Source organism: Thermodesulfovibrionales bacterium (genome assembly GCA_035686305.1).
Taxonomy (GTDB): Bacteria; Nitrospirota; Thermodesulfovibrionia; order Thermodesulfovibrionales; family UBA9159; genus DASRZP01.
Genome location: DASRZP010000114.1, coordinates 1 through 18,661 on the forward strand (window position 1 = coordinate 1; position 18,661 = coordinate 18,661).

The 18,661-nt window shown below is 51.7% G+C and carries 17 protein-coding genes; 15 read left to right on the forward strand and 2 right to left on the reverse strand.

The window, feature by feature from the left end:
• The first annotated feature begins 314 nt into the window (after positions 1-314).
• The 3 genes from lpxK to VFG09_12935 all read left to right on the forward strand — a co-directional run bounded on the left by lpxK (position 315) and on the right by VFG09_12935 (position 3,492).
• Positions 315-1,361, forward strand: a complete 1,047-nt coding sequence (gene lpxK, locus VFG09_12925) for a tetraacyldisaccharide 4'-kinase (protein ID HET6516059.1) — start codon at positions 315-317, stop codon at positions 1,359-1,361.
• Complete coding sequence (locus VFG09_12930; protein HET6516060.1) at positions 1,362-1,775, forward strand: secondary thiamine-phosphate synthase enzyme YjbQ; 414 nt, start codon at positions 1,362-1,364, stop codon at positions 1,773-1,775.
• A gap of 340 nt (positions 1,776-2,115) precedes the next feature.
• A complete protein-coding gene (locus VFG09_12935; GenBank protein HET6516061.1) occupies positions 2,116-3,492 on the forward strand; it encodes a sigma-54 dependent transcriptional regulator in 1,377 nt (458 codons plus the stop codon).
• Positions 3,493-3,562: 70 nt separating this feature from the next.
• On the opposite strand, the gene VFG09_12940 is transcribed toward VFG09_12935, so the two are convergent.
• The gene (locus tag VFG09_12940; GenBank protein HET6516062.1) at positions 3,563-4,270 is read right to left on the reverse strand and encodes a carbonic anhydrase; all 708 of its coding nucleotides are present in this window, start codon (positions 4,268-4,270) and stop codon (positions 3,563-3,565) included.
• Positions 4,271-4,602: 332 nt separating this feature from the next.
• Between VFG09_12940 and VFG09_12945 the strand changes: the two genes are divergently transcribed.
• The 12 genes from VFG09_12945 (at position 4,603) to VFG09_13000 (ending at position 17,890) form a co-directional block, all read left to right on the forward strand.
• Complete coding sequence (locus VFG09_12945) at positions 4,603-5,052, forward strand: hypothetical protein (GenBank protein HET6516063.1); 450 nt, start codon at positions 4,603-4,605, stop codon at positions 5,050-5,052.
• Positions 5,053-5,056: 4 nt separating this feature from the next.
• Entirely contained in the window at positions 5,057-5,578 is a 522-nt protein-coding gene (locus VFG09_12950; protein HET6516064.1) for a glycine zipper family protein, read from the forward strand.
• 158 nt (positions 5,579-5,736) lie between these two features.
• A complete protein-coding gene (locus tag VFG09_12955; protein ID HET6516065.1) occupies positions 5,737-6,495 on the forward strand; it encodes a pseudouridine synthase in 759 nt (252 codons plus the stop codon).
• Between the two features lie 94 nt (positions 6,496-6,589).
• A complete protein-coding gene (gene aspS, locus VFG09_12960) occupies positions 6,590-8,389 on the forward strand; it encodes an aspartate--tRNA ligase (protein HET6516066.1) in 1,800 nt (599 codons plus the stop codon).
• A gap of 79 nt (positions 8,390-8,468) precedes the next feature.
• The gene (gene rpmH, locus VFG09_12965; protein HET6516067.1) at positions 8,469-8,609 is read left to right on the forward strand and encodes a 50S ribosomal protein L34; all 141 of its coding nucleotides are present in this window, start codon (positions 8,469-8,471) and stop codon (positions 8,607-8,609) included.
• 190 nt (positions 8,610-8,799) lie between these two features.
• Entirely contained in the window at positions 8,800-9,009 is a 210-nt protein-coding gene (gene yidD, locus VFG09_12970; GenBank protein HET6516068.1) for a membrane protein insertion efficiency factor YidD, read from the forward strand.
• A gap of 11 nt (positions 9,010-9,020) precedes the next feature.
• Positions 9,021-10,604 carry a membrane protein insertase YidC gene (gene yidC, locus VFG09_12975; GenBank protein HET6516069.1) on the forward strand — a complete coding sequence of 528 codons (1,584 nt, stop codon included), beginning with the start codon at positions 9,021-9,023 and terminating at the stop codon, positions 10,602-10,604.
• A gap of 132 nt (positions 10,605-10,736) precedes the next feature.
• Entirely contained in the window at positions 10,737-12,575 is a 1,839-nt protein-coding gene (pilB, locus tag VFG09_12980) for a type IV-A pilus assembly ATPase PilB (protein HET6516070.1), read from the forward strand.
• A 12-nt stretch (positions 12,576-12,587) separates the two neighbouring features.
• Positions 12,588-13,679, forward strand: coding sequence for a type IV pilus twitching motility protein PilT (locus tag VFG09_12985; protein ID HET6516071.1), 1,092 nt, complete (start codon positions 12,588-12,590; stop codon positions 13,677-13,679).
• A 1-nt stretch (position 13,680) separates the two neighbouring features.
• Entirely contained in the window at positions 13,681-14,886 is a 1,206-nt protein-coding gene (locus VFG09_12990) for a type II secretion system F family protein (protein ID HET6516072.1), read from the forward strand.
• A gap of 3 nt (positions 14,887-14,889) precedes the next feature.
• Positions 14,890-16,536 carry an ATP-binding protein gene (locus tag VFG09_12995; protein ID HET6516073.1) on the forward strand — a complete coding sequence of 549 codons (1,647 nt, stop codon included), beginning with the start codon at positions 14,890-14,892 and terminating at the stop codon, positions 16,534-16,536.
• Positions 16,523-17,890 (forward strand): sigma-54 dependent transcriptional regulator, encoded by a 1,368-nt coding sequence (locus VFG09_13000; GenBank protein ID HET6516074.1) that lies wholly within the window; start codon positions 16,523-16,525, stop codon positions 17,888-17,890. The genes VFG09_12995 and VFG09_13000 overlap by 14 nt, the downstream gene beginning before the upstream one ends.
• 18 nt (positions 17,891-17,908) lie before the next feature.
• On the opposite strand, the gene fdhD is transcribed toward VFG09_13000, so the two are convergent.
• Positions 17,909-18,655, reverse strand: coding sequence for a formate dehydrogenase accessory sulfurtransferase FdhD (gene fdhD / locus VFG09_13005; protein HET6516075.1), 747 nt, complete (start codon positions 18,653-18,655; stop codon positions 17,909-17,911).
• Positions 18,656-18,661 lie beyond the last annotated feature (6 nt).

An 18,661-nucleotide genomic window follows, 5' to 3' on the forward strand; every position in this document is an offset into this window, starting at 1 on the left:
GCGAATGCTTTGAAATCAAATTTCCTCATGTTTGATAACCCCTTTCGTTCTCTTCCTCTTATCACAATGTACATCAGAAAACCGACCCAGTCAATGTGCGACGCACCTCTTTGCTTACTCATAATCAGACGATGAAGATCATGCACACGTTACAACAAGGAATAAGAGGAAACCGGTATCTCCTATCTTCACTGCTATATAGGGCCCCCTTGACCGCTTCCAGGGGCGCCTGTGTCGGTCGAATTTCCCTGTCTTGCGGCCCCCCCGGTCTGCACTTGCTCTTTGGCATTCACTTTTGATAGGATTCGGCGATAATGGGCCCCCTCGAATTCATATACTATCTCGGCTATTCCTTCGAGAGAAGCCGCAGCCTGAAGCGTCAGAGGAGACTCCCCTGTCCGGTGATCAGCGTGGGGAACATAACCGTAGGCGGAACAGGAAAGACGCCTGCTGTGATAGCAATAGCAGAAAAGGCAAAAGAACGGGGCTATCATCCCTGTATCCTTACGAGGGGGTACGGAGGCAAGGCGAAGGGGCCATGTTTCGTCAGTAAGGGCAGTGGGTCACTGCTCAGTGTCGGCGAAGCCGGGGACGAACCTTTTCTCATGGCTGAGAGATTGAAAGGAGTCCCTGTTGTAAAGGGTGGAGACCGATACGAGGCCGGCCTGTTCGCACTGGAGGAACTGGGTTTTCAACCCTCTTCCTCCATTCATCATCCTTTGCTTTGTATCCTTGATGATGGCTTCCAGCACTGGAGGCTGCATAGGGACAGGGATATCCTCCTCATCGACGGTACCGATCCCTTTGGCAACAGGAGACTTCTTCCTATGGGGAGACTGAGAGAACCATTGACAGAGATGAAAAGGGCCGATGTAATCGTTATAACAAAGAAAGTCCTCGGCGAAAAAGGAATCGTTAGGTCTTCAGGATTCTCTTCCTTCGATAGCCTCATCGATGAGATCAGGGACAACAGCCCTGATGCGCCGCTCTTTGTTGCTGAGCACCTTCCAACGGGCCTTACAACCGCCTCAGGAAAAGACCTTCCAATAACGGCCATCTCAGGGAAGACGATATATGGCTTCGCAGGAATCGGAAATACCGACTCTTTCAGAGAGACCCTTCTCAGCATCGGAACCAGAGTTTCCGGCTTTAAGCCTTTCAGGGACCACGTCGCATACAGCCAGGGGGATATAGAGAGGATATCTCTTGCTTCAAAGGCGTGCAGGGCCGATTGGATTGTGACAACAGAAAAGGATATAATGAAAATCAGGGGGTACTCCGTCCCTGAGAATCTCGTAGTATTACGGATAGATTTCAGTGTTGACACCGCCTTTTACGACGCACTATTCAAGGAGGCTTAAATGGTCAAATACATAAACGTCAAGAGCAGGATGAGGAACGAATTCATAGATGTAACCGACAAGATACAGGAGGTCATTCACGAAGAGGGGATCACGAGTGGCGTCTGCTACATCTATGTCCCCCATACGACTGCAGGCGTGACGATCAACGAAGGCGCCGATGCCTCGGTCCAGCATGACATACAGACCTTCCTTAACAGGCTTGTTCCCGCCGATGGCGATTACCATCACCGGGAAGGAAATGCAGACGCCCATATCAAATCGACTCTCATAGGCGTCTCAAAGGCCGTCTTTATTGACGAAGGGAAGCTCGTTCTCGGCACATGGCAGGCTGTCTACTTCTGCGAATTTGACGGCCCGAGGCACCGGAGGCTGGCGATCAAACTCACCCGAACCGTAAAGACCGCGATCTAAACGACCTTAAGGGCTATTGGACTTCATCCGCTCTCCCTCCAATTATTATCTCCCCGTCATCCCTGAGTATCCCCAGATTTACGGTATCGCCGACCTAACGCCGGCTCCCGATGGCCATGAGGACAGAGGCTAAAGTTTTCCTTCTTACATTACGATAAGAGTAGCAGATAACTTCTCATTTCCATGAAATTTCCATAAAGGAATACCCTGAATGATGAGAGATGGGGCGGCATAGACAAGAGAAGATGCTAGCATGCCGGATGGAGCCAGAAAACTTCATTGAGGAGGACGGCACGGATCCGCGTTTTTGTCTTCCCCCATGCAAATCCGGAGGTGTGCAATGAGAGGCGCCGGCAAAGGCGAGATACTGATCGTTGACGACGAGCCGAATGCCGTCAAGGTCCTATCCTCGATACTCTCGGAAGACGGTTATGAGGTGCGCGAGTCGAACGACGTTGACAGTGCGACACGGATAATCCATAAAATGAATATCGATGCCATCATTACCGACCTGAAAATGCCAGGAAAGGACGGGTTGGAGCTGTTCGGCTATATTTCAAAGAATCATCCCGACATACCTGTGATCTTTCTCACCGCCTATGGAACCGTAGAATCTGCGGTCTCGGCGATGACCTGTGGCGCCTACTACTATTTTATTAAGCCACCTGACTATACGAAGCTCAAGGGCATCCTGGCCCGGGCCGTCGAGAAGCGGCGGCTCGGAAGGGAACTCGCATCGATCAAGAGGAGGCTGGCGAATGATGGCGACCGCTCCGGCATTATCGGCACTTCAGAGGAAATGCGGGGCATCCTTGATACCATTCAGGCCGTCAGGGATTCGGCGAGCAGCGTCCTTATCTGCGGCGAGACCGGCACGGGGAAGGAGCTCGTAGCACGGGAACTCCATTATGGAAGCTCAAGAAAAGACAGGCCCTTTATCGCCTTCAACTGTGCTGCCATCCCGAGGGAGCTCGTGGAGAGTGAACTCTTCGGCTATGAAAGAGGGGCCTTCACCGGTGCTGTCACGAGGAGGATCGGACGCTTCGAAGAAGTGGCGGGAGGAACGTTGCTCCTCGATGAGATCGGTGAACTTGAACTTTCGATGCAGGCGAAACTCCTCAGAGTGCTCCAGGAAAAGGAGATCGGCCGGCTCGGGAGCAACAGGGACATCAAAGTAGATTTCAGGCTGGTCTCTTCCACGAATCGTGACTTGAAGAAAGAGGTCCGGAACGGGACATTTAGAGAAGACCTTTTTTACAGAATAAATGTCGTGCAGATAGATATCCCGCCACTGAGACAACGACAGGAAGACATCCCTCTCCTCGTAAGAGAGTTCATAAAGGAGTTCTGCGTAAGGGAGAAGAAAACGCTCACTGCCTCTGAGGAGGTAATGACCGCATTCAAGAACTATCCCTGGCCAGGGAACATAAGGCAACTCAGAAACGTAATAGAAAGGGCGGTAGTGCTTGCAAAGACCGCCAGCGTTACCCTTAACGACCTTCCCGACGGATTCTGCCTGACAGGAGCATTACTGCGGGAGGGAACAGACACAAGACAGACACTGAAAGAATTGGAATCCCAGGCCGTCGAGGAGGCACTTCTGAGATGCAACGGGAACAAATCACAGGCTGCCAAGAAACTCGGTATATCGAGAAAGGCGCTTTACAAAAAGCTGAGCAGCAGAAAGCATCTCTTGAAGGAAGACCAAGACTCGTGAAAGAGCCCGATTGACAATCCCTTTCCCCTCGCCCACAAAGACGAGGGGAAAGGCGTCGAGAAGGAAAATGCTAGGCTGCTTTCTTCAGATGCTCCCTCTTTTGTTGTTCAGCAGGCACCCCAAGATCAAGGATCTCGAACTTGCCGGTTTCGAGATAGTATTCGGCCCCGATAATCTTGAGTTTCCCTTCCCGGGCCAGCTCCCTGACTATCTTACTCTTCATAATGTCCATGTATGTATTCTTCACATTCTCCTGCACAGCGAGATTGAGGGTCTGCTTCTCGTCTTTCCCGGCCTTCTTTGCGGTCTTTACAGCAGGAAGAATCTTCTTCAGGATCGCCCCGATATTTCCTTCAGGCTTTCCCGTAGCCTCAAGGGCAGCCTTTACAGCCCCGCACGATTCATGACCGAGGATGACAAGGAGTGGAGTTTGAAGATGCTCCACCCCATACTCTATGCTGCCGAGAGTCGTCGGCTCCACAACATTCCCGGCAACCCTCACAACAAAAATGTCTCCAAGTCCCTGGTCGAATATGATCTCGGGAGCCACCCTAGAATCAGAGCACGTAAGCACCGTCGCAAAAGGGTGCTGCCCTTTTGTAAGCTCCTGCCGTCTGCTATCTCCGAGATCTTTTTTTGACAGCTCACCGGAAATAAACCTCTTGTTTCCGTCGATCAGGGTATTGAGGGGGTCCTTACCCCCTTCAATACCCGCGTACACGAGACCTGCAATTGCCACGAAACATACCAAAGCAAACAAAAGACCTGATGACCGCATACTGACCTCCTTTTGTTTGAAAGTGTCATACTGATGGAATGAGAAAAGATTATCACGGAAGAGGAATTATATCAAGGAGGCAGGGAATAGGAATACGGACTGAAAATCGTGCAGGCTGCGCTATTCCTCTTAAGTTTTATAAAATGAATGATTTGTTGCAATATTCTAAGGAAAAGCAATCACCCTTGTGTCATGGGTGCTTGCAAGCCTGTGGGCAGCCTGATTCCGGTTCCACGTAACCTTTTGCAATTTTTCAACGTCTGATATACTAAAAAAGGATAAAAAGGTCCTCAAATGTATAGGCCAGGAGGACCGCGAAAAGGGAGATGGATATGAAAGGGGTCATTTGTCTTATACTTATCGTCATGATCTTGATTGTTGCAAGCGCTCCGGCCGTTTATGCTGCTGGGTCGGGATACTATTCCGGCGGAGGAGGTCACTATGGGGGAGGTCCCTATTACAGGGGCGGCTATTATGGTCGGTACGGCTATTACGGCGGTCACTACCATGGCTGGCGTGGGTACTACTGGATCGGTCCTGGGTGGTGGGGTCCGTGGTGGGGTTATCCTTACTATCCGTATTATCCATATTCTTATTCGGCGCCACCGGTCGCCATGGAGCAGCAGGCTCCGGTGTATGTTCAACCGGCCCCTCAGCAAGAGGAGCAGAACTATTGGTATTACTGCCCGAATCCGCAGGGCTACTATCCCTATGTGAAACAGTGTCCTAAGGGATGGATGAAGGTTGTTCCTTCTCCGGTTCCAGGGAACGGTAAGGAGTGAAGATATGTTAAAGCTCAGGACAAGCATCCTTGGAGTTTTGGTGTCACTGGTTTTGGGAGGATGTGCGACCCTTCCGTCGGGTCCCAGTGTGATGGTTCTGCCGCCCCCTGACAAGCCCTTTGAGCAGTTCCAGGCAGAGGATGCCATGTGCAGACAGTGGGCAGCACAACAGATAGGGATGAATCCCCAGGAGGCGGCTAATCAGCAGGCAGTTGGGTCGGCTGTTCTTGGCACGGCGATCGGTGCGGCAGCAGGAGCCGCGATCGGCAGCGCCAGCGGCGATGTAGGCGCCGGTGCGGCGATTGGCGCAGGCTCAGGACTTCTCGTGGGATCTGCCGTAGGAGCCAATGCCAGACAGGCTTATGGATGGGAGGCGCAGCGTCGGTATGACATCGCATATCAGCAGTGCATGTATGCCAGGGGCAATCAGATCCCGGGAGTAATGCCGAGGAGTCGTACCCAGAGGATTCCACCTCCACCACCTCCTCCGCCTTACCCTTATTCACCGACACCTCCAATGCAGTAGAGCGCCCCGCTCCTGGCCTCTGGACGTTTCTGACCCCAGGAGCGCGTTCTATAGCAGATTCAGCAAAGGCTCATCTAAGAAAAAGCTCTCACCAGGATGATAGGTATTGATCTCGCCTAATCTTTCCGTGTCCTTTTCTTCTGCTGGTGTCACTGATTATGTTATTATTCATCCTCATGGAACAGCGCATTCAGAAGATTCTCTCGGAACTGGGCATTGCATCGAGGCGAAAGGCAGAGGAACTCATCCTCGAGGGGAGGATTGTCGTCAATGGACGGGTTGCGACAGTGGGGATGAAGGCAGACGCTGCCAGCGACTATATCAAGTTGGACGGAAGACTTGTTTCAAATCCTTTGCGCAAAAGAGCTCAGCCGACGTATCTGATGCTCAACAAGCCGCGCGGTGTCGTCACAACCCTCATCGATCCCGAAGGAAGGCCCACGGTGAAGGACCTTCTGAAACACATAAAATGCAGGGTCTTTCCTGTCGGAAGACTTGACTTCCATTCAGAAGGTTTGCTCCTCCTGACCAATGACGGCGACTTTGCGAATGCCATACTCCATCCTTCAAAAAAAATACCGAAGACCTACCTTGTGAAGGTGAAAGAAATTGTTGATGACGGCGACATCGAGAAGCTGCGGCGGGGAGTAAAGCTTGAGGATGGACTGACCATGCCGGCAAGGGTGAAGAAGATCAGACAGACAGAGAACAACTCCTGGATCGAGATGACAATATACGAAGGGAAAAAAAGACAGATCAGGAGGATGCTCGAAAGGATCGGACACCCTGTAATGAAGCTGAAGAGAATAGCCGTCAACGGCCTTAAACTCGGTGATCTGCGGTCAGGGGAGATCAGATATCTCACCCCCGAAGAAATTGAGACGACAAAGAAGGAGATAGCCTTTGAGAGCCCGTAGTCAACCGTCAGCAGTCTCTCTCCTACCGGTGATCAAAACATGCTTGGGACTGCCGACTTCTGAGGTATGATAGACTATCCTGATTGGAGGGTTTATGGTTCGTGACAGGTTTTGCGGCGAAGTGATGGAATCGGACACCGGCACCACCATCTCTCTCGCCGGATGGGTCTTCCGGAGAAGGGACCACGGCGGCTTGATCTTCGTTGATCTCAGGGACAGGAGCGGATTATGCCAGGTTGTTTTCAGTCCGGACGTATCTGAAGAGGCCCATAAACTCGCCCGTGATCTCAGGGGTGAGTTCGTTATATCGGTCTCCGGTGAGATCAGAAGGAGGCCTGAAGGGACAGAGAATCCCAATCTCCAAACGGGCATGGTCGAAATGTACGTTAGCGCGTTGAAAATTCTCAATGAGGCCTCTCCCCTTCCCTTCACCATGGAGGAGGCGGCTGAGGCGTCGGAGTCTCTGAGACTGAAATACCGGTATCTCGACCTGAGACGGCCTGAGCTTCAGAACAACCTCATCCTGCGCCACAAAGCCACAAAGGCGATACGAGACTACCTCGATGAGAACGGATTTCTCGAAATCGAGACACCAATGCTCACGAAATCAACGCCCGAAGGCGCCAGGGATTATCTCGTGCCGAGCAGGATGAACCCGGGCCATTTTTACGCCCTTCCCCAGTCTCCGCAGCTTTTCAAACAGATACTCATGGTTGCAGGCATGGAACGGTACTTCCAGATCGTCAAGTGTTTCCGGGACGAAGACCTGAGGGCCGACAGACAGCCGGAGTTTACTCAGATAGACCTTGAGGCATCCTTCATGGACAGAGAGGATATCATGGGTCTCACCGAAGGGATGCTCGCGAGGCTCTTTAAGGAAGTCCTGGATACTGAGGTCCCTAGGCCCTTCGAAAGACTGAGCTACAGGGAATCCATGGAGAGGTTCGGCAATGATAAGCCTGACCTGAGGTTCGGCCTCGAACTGCGGGAGATGGCAGACCTCGCAGAAAAAGGCTCATTCAAGGTCTTTCTCGATGCCATAGCATCAGGCGGAAGGGTAAAGGCCATAAACGGAAAGGGCTTGGCAGGACTTTCGAGAAAAGATGTTGATATGCTCACCGAAGACGCAAAGGCCTTCGGCGCAAAGGGGCTTGCATGGATAAAGGTGAAAAACGGATTTGAATCTCCCATCGCAAAGTTCTTCCCTGAGGAGGTTCTGCGCGAAATGGCTCACAGACTCGATGGAGAGGAAGGGGATCTTATGCTCTTTGTCGCGGACAGGGAAAAGGTCGTCCATGATGTCCTGAGCCGGATGAGGCTGGACCTGGGGAAGAGGCTGAACCTTGTGAAGCCCGGGTTCAGATTCGTATGGATACTCGATTTCCCCCTCCTCGAATGGGACGAAGAAGAAGAGAGGTTCCAGGCCATGCACCATCCCTTCACATCTCCTGCGGATGAGGATATGGATATGCTTTTTTCAGCACAGACTTCGGGTGCGTATGCGGCTGACAACCGACAGAGGATGGCCGCGATAAGGGCAAAGGCCTATGACATTGTCCTGAACGGTTATGAAATCGGAGGCGGTAGTATCCGTATCCACAGACAGGATGTGCAGAGAAAGATGTTCGAGGTCTTGAACATATCGGAGGATGAAGGGAGGATGAAGTTCGGTTTTCTCCTCGACGCCCTCGCCTTTGGCGCTCCACCCCACGGCGGCATAGCTCTCGGCCTCGACAGACTCACCATGATCATGGTGGGGGCGACATCGATAAGAGATGTCATCGCCTTCCCGAAGACACAGAAGGCCTTTTGCCTCATGAGCGGGGCGCCTTCAGCAGTTGAACAGAAACAGTTGAGAGAACTCCATATAAGAGCCATGGATTTACCGGTGTAGGGAGGGCTGCCGTGTAGATTAGACACGTCGGGTTGACTTTATCCGGTCATACCGTATATACTTTTGACCGAGGAAATTTATGGGAACTTATACAACATTTCGCCCTCACAAGATAAAGAAAAAGAGAACTCATGGCTTCATGGAGAGGATGAGTACCCCGGGAGGCAGGAAGACCCTTCAGCGGAGGCGCGCAAAGGGACGCAAACGGTTAACGGTTTAGCCCCCTTTCTCCTCCCCATGGACAAGATCCCTGAAAACCCTTTCGAAGTCGATCGCCGCGGCTTTACGAGTGCTCATTGGCTTATTATTGCAGCGGCTATGAAGGGATCATGGGGAATCTTCCATGAAGTATCAGAAGCCCTTTCCCGTCGCTTTTTCCCATTCTCGGCTCGCCACGTCATAGGGAAACGATGACCAGGATACTCATATCCCTGATAAAGGTCTATCAGCACGTGATATCGCCCCTCTTCGCTCCGAGTTGCAGGTTTGCGCCGTCATGTTCCCTATATTCCATCGAAGCGCTGAAGAGATATGGCGCATGGAAAGGCACTTATCTCTCGATACGGAGGATCGTGAAGTGCAATCCCTTTCACCCTGGCGGATATGACCCGGTAAAATAAACATGGACTCAATGGACAAAAGAACATTCCTTGCTATACTCCTGACACTCATCGTCTTGATGGGATACCAATTCCTATTCACAAAGCCCGAACCCCGGCAGCCTCTGAAGACCGAAACTAGGACTGCACCCGAGACGGCAAAAGAAGGGCCCGCGCCTCTGGCACGTGCCTCAATCGCTCCGGTCGCTAGTGAGCCGGTCGAGGCAAGGGACATAAAGGTTGAGACAGACTTCTACATCGCTACGCTGACGACGAGAGGCGGAACCATGAAAGACTTTGAACTGAAGAAATATAAAGACCCTGATGGTAAAGGGGTCTCCCTGCTCAAGAAGCAAGGTCTCTACCCCCCTTTCGGTCTGGGGACGAATATCGATGACTTCAGCATCTCAAACAAAAATTTCGTCGTATCCGGCTCCAATCTGAATCTGACGAGTGGTCAAAAGGGCTCGATTACGTTCGAGTATTCCTCCCCTCCTGTCTCGGTGAGAAGGGTTTATACTTTCTACGGAGACCATTACCGATTTGACCTCAAGGACGAGGTCTCGGGCATTCCCGAATACTGGCTCAGCCTCGGCTCTGATTTCGGGATCCACGATCACGGAGCGTCGTCGGCTCCGCATATCGGGCCGGTCATCCTGAAAGACAATGACAGAATAGAACTGGACCCAAGAAAACTGGGCGAGCCAAAGACATACAAAGACGGACTCCATTGGATTGCGCAGGAAGACAAGTATTTCTTCGCTTCGATCGTGCCTTCAGGCCAGATCACCGAGGCAAAGGCATGGAAGTTGAGAGATTCCGCTACGGTTGCCTTCAAGGTTCCATCAGGCGCGAACAGTGTCATGATATACGCTGGGCCAAAGGAGTACGAAAGACTGAAGGAACTGCACGTCGGTCTCGAACATATTGTGGATTTTGGCTTCTTTTCGCTCCTGGCAAGACCTCTTTTCTGGATACTGAAGTTCTTCTACAAGTTCATCGGAAACTACGGATGGGCCATAGTCCTTCTGACCATAATGGTGAGGATACCCTTTATCCCCCTCATCAATAAGGGCCAGAAGTCGATGAAGCGGCTCCAGGAACTCCAGCCGAGACTCAATGAAATGCGAGAAAAATACAAGAAGGATCCCCAAAGGATGCAGAAGGAGACGATGGAGCTCTACAAAAAATACAAGGTGAACCCTGTAGGAGGCTGCCTTCCGATGCTCCTCCAGATCCCGGTCTTTTTCGCGCTGTACAAGGTGCTCATGATATCGATCGAGTTGCGGGGCGCTCCCTTTATCTTCTGGATAACCGACCTGTCAGGCCCTGACACGCTCTTTGGACATATCCCTTCATGGTTCCCCATGATCGGAGGCTTCGCGGTCGGTCCCCTTCCCCTCGCCATGGGCCTTACCATGGTTATCCAGCAGAAGATGACGCCCTCTTCCGCCGATCCGACGCAGGCCAAGATGATGATGCTCATGCCGATTGTCTTTACGTTCCTCTTCCTTAATTTTGCGTCAGGCCTCGTACTCTATTGGCTGGTGAATAATGTCTTTGGCATTGTTCAGCAATTTTACGTCAACAGGAAACCTTCCGGACAACAAACCTGAGCGTCTTCAAGGAACCTCCTGAGCCTTTGAGCCGCCGCGGATGAGAAGGTCTCAGCGCCCCTTGTGAAAAAGGACAAAAACCCCAGGACATTGAAGGGCTTAGCTTGTTGACAACGGGTACGTTTTAGTATTATGGTAGTTAATATGGCGGCAAAGCTCGGTCAGATGCTCATTGCTTCAAGTATCATCTCTGAGGAACAGCTGAAACAGGCGCTGAACCTTCAGAAAAAAGAGGGCGGTCGACTCGGAACAAATCTTGTCAAACTCGGCTTCATCTCTGAAGAGAAACTCGTTTCATTCCTGAGTAAGCAATACGGTGTCCCTGCGATAAACCTTGCAGAATATTCCGTAGATTCTTCCGTCATCAAGCTCGTACCGATCGAAATGGCGAGGAAATACCTCATCATGCCTGTGACGAGAGTCGGTGCGACGCTCACCATCGCCATGGCTGACCCTTCCAACCTCTTTGCAATAGATGACGTCAAGTTCATGACGGGTTACAATGTTGAGGTTGTGGTATCGAGCGAAAGCAATATTATCCATTCGATCACAAACAATTACGGCCTTGTGGGCAAGAACGAGGTCGTGAAGGTCGCAAGAGAGACTCAGGCCTCGGCGTCTCAGATTCTTCAGGCAAAGGATTATACGGTTTCCGATGAGGAGGGTTCAGGTGACGGCAGCTTCGGCAGCATGGATGAAGGACCGACAATCGATGTCGAAGAATTCGACAAGGTCGTCGGCACGGCACTCGACGGCATAGAGACCGTTGAGGATAAGGACGACGCTGAGGTCGTCAAGGAGGTAGAGGCCCCCATCGTCAAGCTCGTGAACGGGATATTCGTGAACGGGATCAAGGCCGGTGCAAGTGACATCCACATAGAGCCTTATGAAGCTGCACTCCGTGTACGCTACAGGGTGGACGGAGTCATGTATACCGTGATGAGCCTCCCGACAAAGATCAAGGCAGCTCTTACCTCCAGAATAAAGATCATGTCAAGGCTCGATATCGCTGAGAGAAGATTGCCCCAAGACGGAAGAATAAAGCTGAAGCTCGGAAAGAAGAGAGAGATCGATTTTCGTGTCTCGACCCTGCCGACACTCTTCGGCGAAAAGACTGTTTTGAGACTCCTCGATAAATCAAACCTCCAGGTTGACCTGACAAGGCTCGGATTTGAGAAACTTCAACTCGAACATTTTATGGAGGCCATCGAAAAACCTTACGGCATGGTCCTCGTTACCGGTCCGACGGGAAGCGGTAAGACCACAACCCTTTATTCCGCCCTGAATCATCTGAATAAACCTGACACCAATATCATGACCGCCGAGGATCCTGTTGAGTACAATTTTATGGGCATAAACCAGGTTCAGGTAAAGGAAGAGATCGGCCTCACCTTTGCGTCTGCGCTCCGTTCGTTCCTGAGACAGGACCCCGACATAATCATGGTGGGCGAGATCAGGGATTTTGAAACGGCGGAGATCGCCGTCAAGGCTGCACTGACCGGCCACCTTGTGTTGAGCACGCTCCATACCAACGACGCACCGAGCACCATAAGCAGATTGTTGAATATGGGCATCGAGCCCTTCCTCGTATCATCTTCCGTCATACTCATCCTGGCCCAGCGGCTTGCGAGGAAGATCTGCCAGCAATGCAAGGTCGAGGAGAAGGTCCCGGTCCCTGCACTCATAAAGATCGGTTTCCCCGAGGAGAAGGCGAAGACCATCAAGTGTTATACCGGAAAGGGCTGTCCGGCATGCAACAATTCTGGCTACAAGGGAAGAATAGCGCTCTATGAGGTGATGCCTATCAAGGATGAAATACGGGAACTGATCCTTGAGGGTGCGTCAGCCGGAGAGATAAAGAGGACGGCCATACGTCTCGGGGCAAAGACCCTCAGGATGAGTGGTATGACAAAGGTCGAAGAGGGGATCACATCGATCGAGGAAGTACTGAGGGTAACTTTTGGAGATTAAGAGGAAAATCGCATGACAACATTGTACGATTTACTGAAACAGATGACCGACAAGGGGGCCTCGGACCTTCATATAACCGTCGGCTCTCCTCCCAAGCTGAGGATCGACGGCAAATTGATCTCCGTCGACCATCCTCCCCTGACCCCTGCAGACACAAAATCCCTCTGTTACAGCATCCTGACCGACGCACAGAAGCACCGCTTTGAAGAGCACAATGAGCTTGACCTCTCCTTCGGTTTGAAAGGGATCAGCAGGTTCCGATCGAATATCTTTATGCAGAGAGGGGCTGTGGCCGGTGCTTTCAGGACCATACCTTTTGCCATCAAGACCTTCCAGGAACTGGGACTTCCGGAGATCGTCAACGACCTTGTAAAGAGGCCGAGAGGCCTCATCGTCGTAACGGGCCCCACGGGCAGCGGGAAATCGACAACCCTTGCTACCATGGTAGATAGGATTAATGAAGAACGGTATGACCATATCATAACCGTCGAGGACCCCATCGAGTACCTCCACAACCATAAGAAATGCCTCATAAACCAGAGAGAAGTGAACGCCGATACATCCTCATTCAAGACGGCACTCAAGTACGTCCTCCGGCAGGACCCTGATGTGGTGCTTATCGGCGAGATGCGGGACCTCGAAACCATAGAAGCCGCCCTTACTGTTTCCGAAACAGGACACCTTACGCTAGCGACGCTGCACACCAACTCTGCCGTCCAGACGATCAACCGCGTCATCGATGTCTTCCCTTCCCATCAACAGGAGCAGATAAGGGTGCAGCTCTCCTTCGTGCTCGAGGGCATACTTTCACAGCAGCTCATCCCGAAGAAGTCAGGAAATGGACGGGCCCTTGCCATAGAGATCCTTGTCCCAAGCCCTGCCATAAGGAACCTCATCAGGGAAGACAAGGTCCATCAGATATATTCAAGTATGCAGACAGGACAGTCCCGGTCCGGGATGCAGACCATGAACCAGTCCCTTGTGGAGCTCTATGCGAAGGGACATATCTCGTACGAGGACGCTGTGGGGCGTTCGGCAATCCCCGATGAATTAATCAACATGATCCAACGGTTAACAACATCTCAAGGGAAAGGGAGGGCATAGCATGCCGTCGACATATCAGTGGTCAGGAAAGACATTGAGGGGCACCATCGAATCCGGTGAACTGCTTGCGAGCTCAAAGGATGAGGTGATAACCCTCCTGAGAAGGAAGAGCATAACACCGACGTTGATCACTGAAAAGGTGACGAAGCCCAAATTGGGCTTCAAGGGAAAGGTAAGCGACAAGGATATCGTCGTGTTCACAAGACAGTTCGCAACGATGATAGACGCCGGGTTACCCCTGGTTCAAGGCCTTGAGATTCTTTCGGAACAGGTGGAGAATAAAAGCCTCTCAAGGGTGCTGACTCAGATCAAGGCGGATGTTGAGGCCGGTTCGACCTATGCCGATGCCCTCAAGAAACATCCGAGGGTATTTTCAGAGCTCTATGCGAATATGGTCGCTGCCGGTGAGGCTGGGGGTATCCTCGATACGATCCTGAACAGGCTTGCCGCGTACATCGAAAAGGCCATGAAGCTCAAGAAGAGGGTTAAAGGCGCCATGATTTATCCGGCCGTTGTTTCGTCAATCGCTATACTGGTCATCGCCGTTATCATGATCTTTGTAGTCCCGACATTTTCAAAGATGTTCGCATCGATGGGTGGAACGCTCCCGCTCCCGACGCTTATCATTATTAAGGCGAGTAACTTCATAGCGGGGGTCGGGGGGCTCATTGTTCTCATGATAATCGTCGCCACCATTGTATCTATTGCTCAGATACGCCGTACGGAAAAGGGGAAGAAGGCCGTTGATGCGATCCTCCTGAAACTGCCCGTCTTCGGTCTCATCCTCAAGAAGGTCGCCGTCGCAAAATTCACGAGAACCATGGGAACCCTTGTGAGCAGCGGCGTACCGATCCTCGATGGTCTTGAGATCACGGCAAAGACGGCGGGGAACAAGGTAGTGGAGTACGCCGTCATGGACGTGAGGAAGTCGGTTGCAGAAGGGAAAACCCTCGCTGAACCTTTGGCAAAGGCAAAGGTATTCCCCCCCATGGTGACCCACATGATTGCCGTCGGTGAATCGACGGGCGCCCTTGACGCCATGCTCTCAAAGATCGCCGATTTTTATGACGATGAGGTGGACAACGCTGTCGCGAACCTCACGGCCATGATGGAGCCTATGCTCATGGTGTTCCTCGGTGGTTCTGTCGGCTTTATCGTCGTCGCCATGTATCTCCCGATCTTCAAGTTGATCACGCTTATCAAATAACGGATGCAGGAAGTCCTTCTGAACCGATTAAAGGCCCTGATACTCTTCAGGGTTTTTTTTGTCACCCTCCTCCTCGGGACCTTTCTCCTCTTTGACATAGGGCCCTACAAATTCCCCCAGCCCCGCTCAATCATCTATCTCCTCATATCCTTCTATCTCCTCTCCACCATTTATGGGTTCCTGCTCTACAGGATAAAGAATCTCGTTGTCTTTGCTTATCTACAGCTATCAATTGATGCCCTTGCAGAAGTTTTTCTCACTTTTCTGACGGGAGGGATTCAGAGCTGGTTTTCGTCGATCATGCTCCTGACAGTCATGGCCTCGGCGATCGTCATGGACAAGAGGGCCGGTTATGTTATAGCGACCACCTGCAGCCTCCTCTATGGTCTCATGATAGACCTTCAGTTCTACGGCTTCATCGCGATAACCTACGACCCAACATTACAGGAGAAGGACTTTCTCTATAATATCTTCACCCATATTGTCGCCCTCTATCTGACCGCTTTTCTCATGGGCCATCTGTCATCAAGGCTTGAAAGAACAGCTCAGAGCCTTGAGGAGAAGGACTCCAGTCTCAAAGATCTCACACTCTTCAACCGGGAATTAATCGAGAACCTGCCGAGCGGACTCTTGACGACTGACGGGTCACAGAAGATCCTCCTCTTCAATAGGGCCGCCGAACATATAACGGGCATGAACAAGACCGAGGCTCTTCAGAAGCATATTACCGATGTCTTTCCCTTTCTCCCCACGCCGCTCGAGATCGGAAGGGTAGACGGAGTGATCCGTTACCATGGAGAGATGAAGACCGTGGGACTTACCCTCTCTGACACCATCGACAGCGAAGGACGCAAGAAAGGGTATATCTGCGTCTTTCAGGATATCACACAGCTCAAGAACCTTGAAGCGGAATTGAAACACCGGGAGACACTGGCGGCTATAGGCGAGCTTTCTGCAAATATGGCCCATGAGATACGAAACCCCCTGGCTTCCCTGAAGAGTTCGATTGAAATGCTTAAAGAGGGGGCTCTTACGAAGGATCACGGTGACAAACTCATGAATATAGCCATCAGCGAAATGGACAGGCTCAACAAGATCATAACCGATTTTCTCACCTATTCGAGGCCGAGACCGCCTGAATTCTCGTGGTTTGACCTCGGCATTATGCTTGACGAGACCATTGAACTCTTAAGCCGTACCTCTCCTGACCCGGATCTCATTCGGATAACAAAGGACTTTCCCGATTACACGGAGATATACGCCGATCACGGAAAATTGCGGCAGGTCTTCCTTAACCTCGGCGTGAATGCCATCGACGCGATGCCAGGAGGAGGCGAATTGACAATACGAACAAGGCGGAAAGAGGATAGCGTGACAATCCTGTTTGAGGACACCGGGGTGGGAATACGTCCTGAAAATCTCAGAGAGGTTTTCTATCCCTTCTTCACGACAAAAGACAGCGGTACGGGACTGGGGCTCTCAATAGCTTACCGGATCGTTGAGGAGCATAACGGCATGATGAACCTCACGAGCAAGCCCGGCCACGGTACGGTCTTCGAAGTCACCATTCCCGTCGTCTGTTCACACGTCATGCACCAAGGGCTGAAAGGAGAGAAAAAACTGGAGCCGAGTGGTCATGGAAACTTATAAAAGCAAGATACTGGTAGTAGAAGACGAGAGGAGCATGAGGGAGGTTCTCAAGATCCTCCTGGAAGGTGAGGGGTACGAGGTCCAACTCGCTCGGGACGGAACGGAAGGACTCGAATGGCTAAATAAGGATATCTATGATCTCATAATTACCGATATAAAGATGCCAGGCGCCGATGGTTTTCAGATACTCAAGAAGTCACAGGATCTTTCACCAGAGACCCTCGTCATTATGACAACGGCCTTCGGCACCACAGAGTCCGCCATAGAGGCGATGAAGCTTGGGGCCTATGATTATGTTCACAAGCCCTTCAAGATCGATGAGATACGGTTGACTGTCAGGAAGGCCATTGAGAAGCGGAAACTCAGGGGTGAGGTCTCAATCCTCCGTGAGAAGATCAGGACCACCTATGAACTCGGGAATATCTTTTACAAGAGCCCGAAAATGCAAGAACTCCTCAGAGTCCTGCCGAAGATAGCCGAGAGCAACTCCAATGTCCTCATCACCGGGGAAAGCGGGACAGGGAAGGAATTTGTGGCAACAGCACTCCATAATCTCAGCCTTCGCAGGGAAAAGAACTTTGTTGCTATGAACTGCGCGGCCTTTCCCGAGGGCCTCCTTGAGAGTGAATTGTTCGGCCACATGAAAGGGGCCTTTACCGGTGCGGTTTATAACAAGCAGGGCCTCTTTGAGATAGCGGACGGGGGGACCCTCTTCCTCGATGAAATCGGCGAGATGCCGATGAACCTCCAGTCAAAGCTCCTCAGGGTCCTCGAAAACGGAACATTCAGAAGGGTTGGCGGTACGTCAGACGTCAAGGTGGATGTCAGGCTTCTGTCGGCGACAAACAAGAACCTCTCTGAAGAGATCGGCGCCGGAAGGTTCAGAGAAGACTTATACTATCGCTTGAATGTCATTCCCGTTGATATCCCTCCCCTGAGAGAGCGAAAGGATGACATCCCCCAGCTCGTTGAGCATTTCATCACGAAACTCTCGCCCGCGAGAAAAAGGCAGGTCTCTCCCGATGCGATGATGCTCCTCATGAACCATCCCTGGAGGGGCAATGTCAGGGAGCTTGAAAACGTCATGGAAAGGATCCTCCTCATGACAGACAGGGAGGAGATTTCCGCAGAGGATATCCCCTTAGAAACAGCAGGCTCTTCGGCAGAGATAAGAGGTCTTCCTGACATCACGAAAGAAGGGATCGATCTTGATGCCATCGTAGAAGACATAGAAAAGCACTATCTTACAGAAGCACTGAGACTGACGAATGGAGCAAAAACAGAGGCTGCAGCGCTCCTCAAGCTCTCCTTCAGGTCATTCCGTCATCGATTGAAGAAGTACGCAGTTACGTAATTCGACAACGTGGACGGTTCAGGTAATCCGCTCGTGGTGAGAATAGACGTTGAACCTGCTTCCCCGCATGAATCCGACGATCGTAACACCTCCTCTTTCGGCGATCTCGACGGCAAGGTTCGTCGGGGCTGTACGCGTTACAAGCATCGGGATACCCCATCGGGCGCATTTCGACGCTATCTCTGAAGAGATCCTTCCGCTGGCAAGCATGATTTTCCCCCGGAAGGGGATGTGATCGAGCACGGCATATCCGATAACCTTGTCCACGGCGTTATGCCTGCCGATATCTTCGGCAAAGCAGATAATTCCTTTGCTGTCCGAGAGCGCAGCGCTGTGTATGCAGCCTGTAAGGTGGTAGAGATCCGACCTCTTCTGGAACTCACGGTAAATCTCTCTCAGTCGCGCCTTCTCTATGGTAAAGGTGTCTTCTATCGAGCCGATATCGACCTTCCTATCAAAGGTGATCCCGCCGACACACCCTGAGGTTATGGTCTTTCCCTCCGTTGAGACCTCGCCCTCGGCAGGTATGTTCACGAGAATCTCTTCTCCATATTCTATGGCCATGCGCTCAGCGCACCATCCCCCCTTTATGACATCTTCCGTCATCATGAGACCCACAACGAGTTCCCTCACCATATGGGGAGTACAGTAGAGGCTGAGCGCTTCCTTTCCGTTCACCGATATCCGCACCTTCTTCTCAAGGGCAAGACTGTCCTCGATATGCTCAACAGAGTCATCAGTGTGCTTAGAGATCTTCCTACGCACTACACC

Excerpts from the sequence above, each read along its gene's own strand:
- yidD (HET6516068.1), top strand. The coding sequence starts at position 8,800 with ATGACCAGGATACTCATATCCCTGATAAAGGTCTATCAGCACGTGATA.
- aspS (HET6516066.1), top strand. The coding sequence starts at position 6,590 with ATGGTTCGTGACAGGTTTTGCGGCGAAGTGATGGAATCGGACACCGGC.
- VFG09_12955 (HET6516065.1), top strand. The coding sequence starts at position 5,737 with ATGTTATTATTCATCCTCATGGAACAGCGCATTCAGAAGATTCTCTCG.
- VFG09_12950 (HET6516064.1), top strand. The coding sequence starts at position 5,057 with ATGTTAAAGCTCAGGACAAGCATCCTTGGAGTTTTGGTGTCACTGGTT.
- lpxK (HET6516059.1), top strand. The coding sequence starts at position 315 with ATGGGCCCCCTCGAATTCATATACTATCTCGGCTATTCCTTCGAGAGA.
- VFG09_12940 (HET6516062.1), bottom strand. The coding sequence starts at position 4,270 with ATGCGGTCATCAGGTCTTTTGTTTGCTTTGGTATGTTTCGTGGCAATT.
- rpmH (HET6516067.1), top strand. The coding sequence starts at position 8,469 with ATGGGAACTTATACAACATTTCGCCCTCACAAGATAAAGAAAAAGAGA.
- VFG09_12930 (HET6516060.1), top strand. The coding sequence starts at position 1,362 with ATGGTCAAATACATAAACGTCAAGAGCAGGATGAGGAACGAATTCATA.
- yidC (HET6516069.1), top strand. The coding sequence starts at position 9,021 with ATGGACAAAAGAACATTCCTTGCTATACTCCTGACACTCATCGTCTTG.
- VFG09_12990 (HET6516072.1), top strand. The coding sequence starts at position 13,681 with ATGCCGTCGACATATCAGTGGTCAGGAAAGACATTGAGGGGCACCATC.
- VFG09_13000 (HET6516074.1), top strand. The coding sequence starts at position 16,523 with ATGGAAACTTATAAAAGCAAGATACTGGTAGTAGAAGACGAGAGGAGC.
- VFG09_12985 (HET6516071.1), top strand. The coding sequence starts at position 12,588 with ATGACAACATTGTACGATTTACTGAAACAGATGACCGACAAGGGGGCC.
- VFG09_12945 (HET6516063.1), top strand. The coding sequence starts at position 4,603 with ATGAAAGGGGTCATTTGTCTTATACTTATCGTCATGATCTTGATTGTT.
- VFG09_12995 (HET6516073.1), top strand. The coding sequence starts at position 14,890 with ATGCAGGAAGTCCTTCTGAACCGATTAAAGGCCCTGATACTCTTCAGG.
- pilB (HET6516070.1), top strand. The coding sequence starts at position 10,737 with ATGGTAGTTAATATGGCGGCAAAGCTCGGTCAGATGCTCATTGCTTCA.
- VFG09_12935 (HET6516061.1), top strand. The coding sequence starts at position 2,116 with ATGAGAGGCGCCGGCAAAGGCGAGATACTGATCGTTGACGACGAGCCG.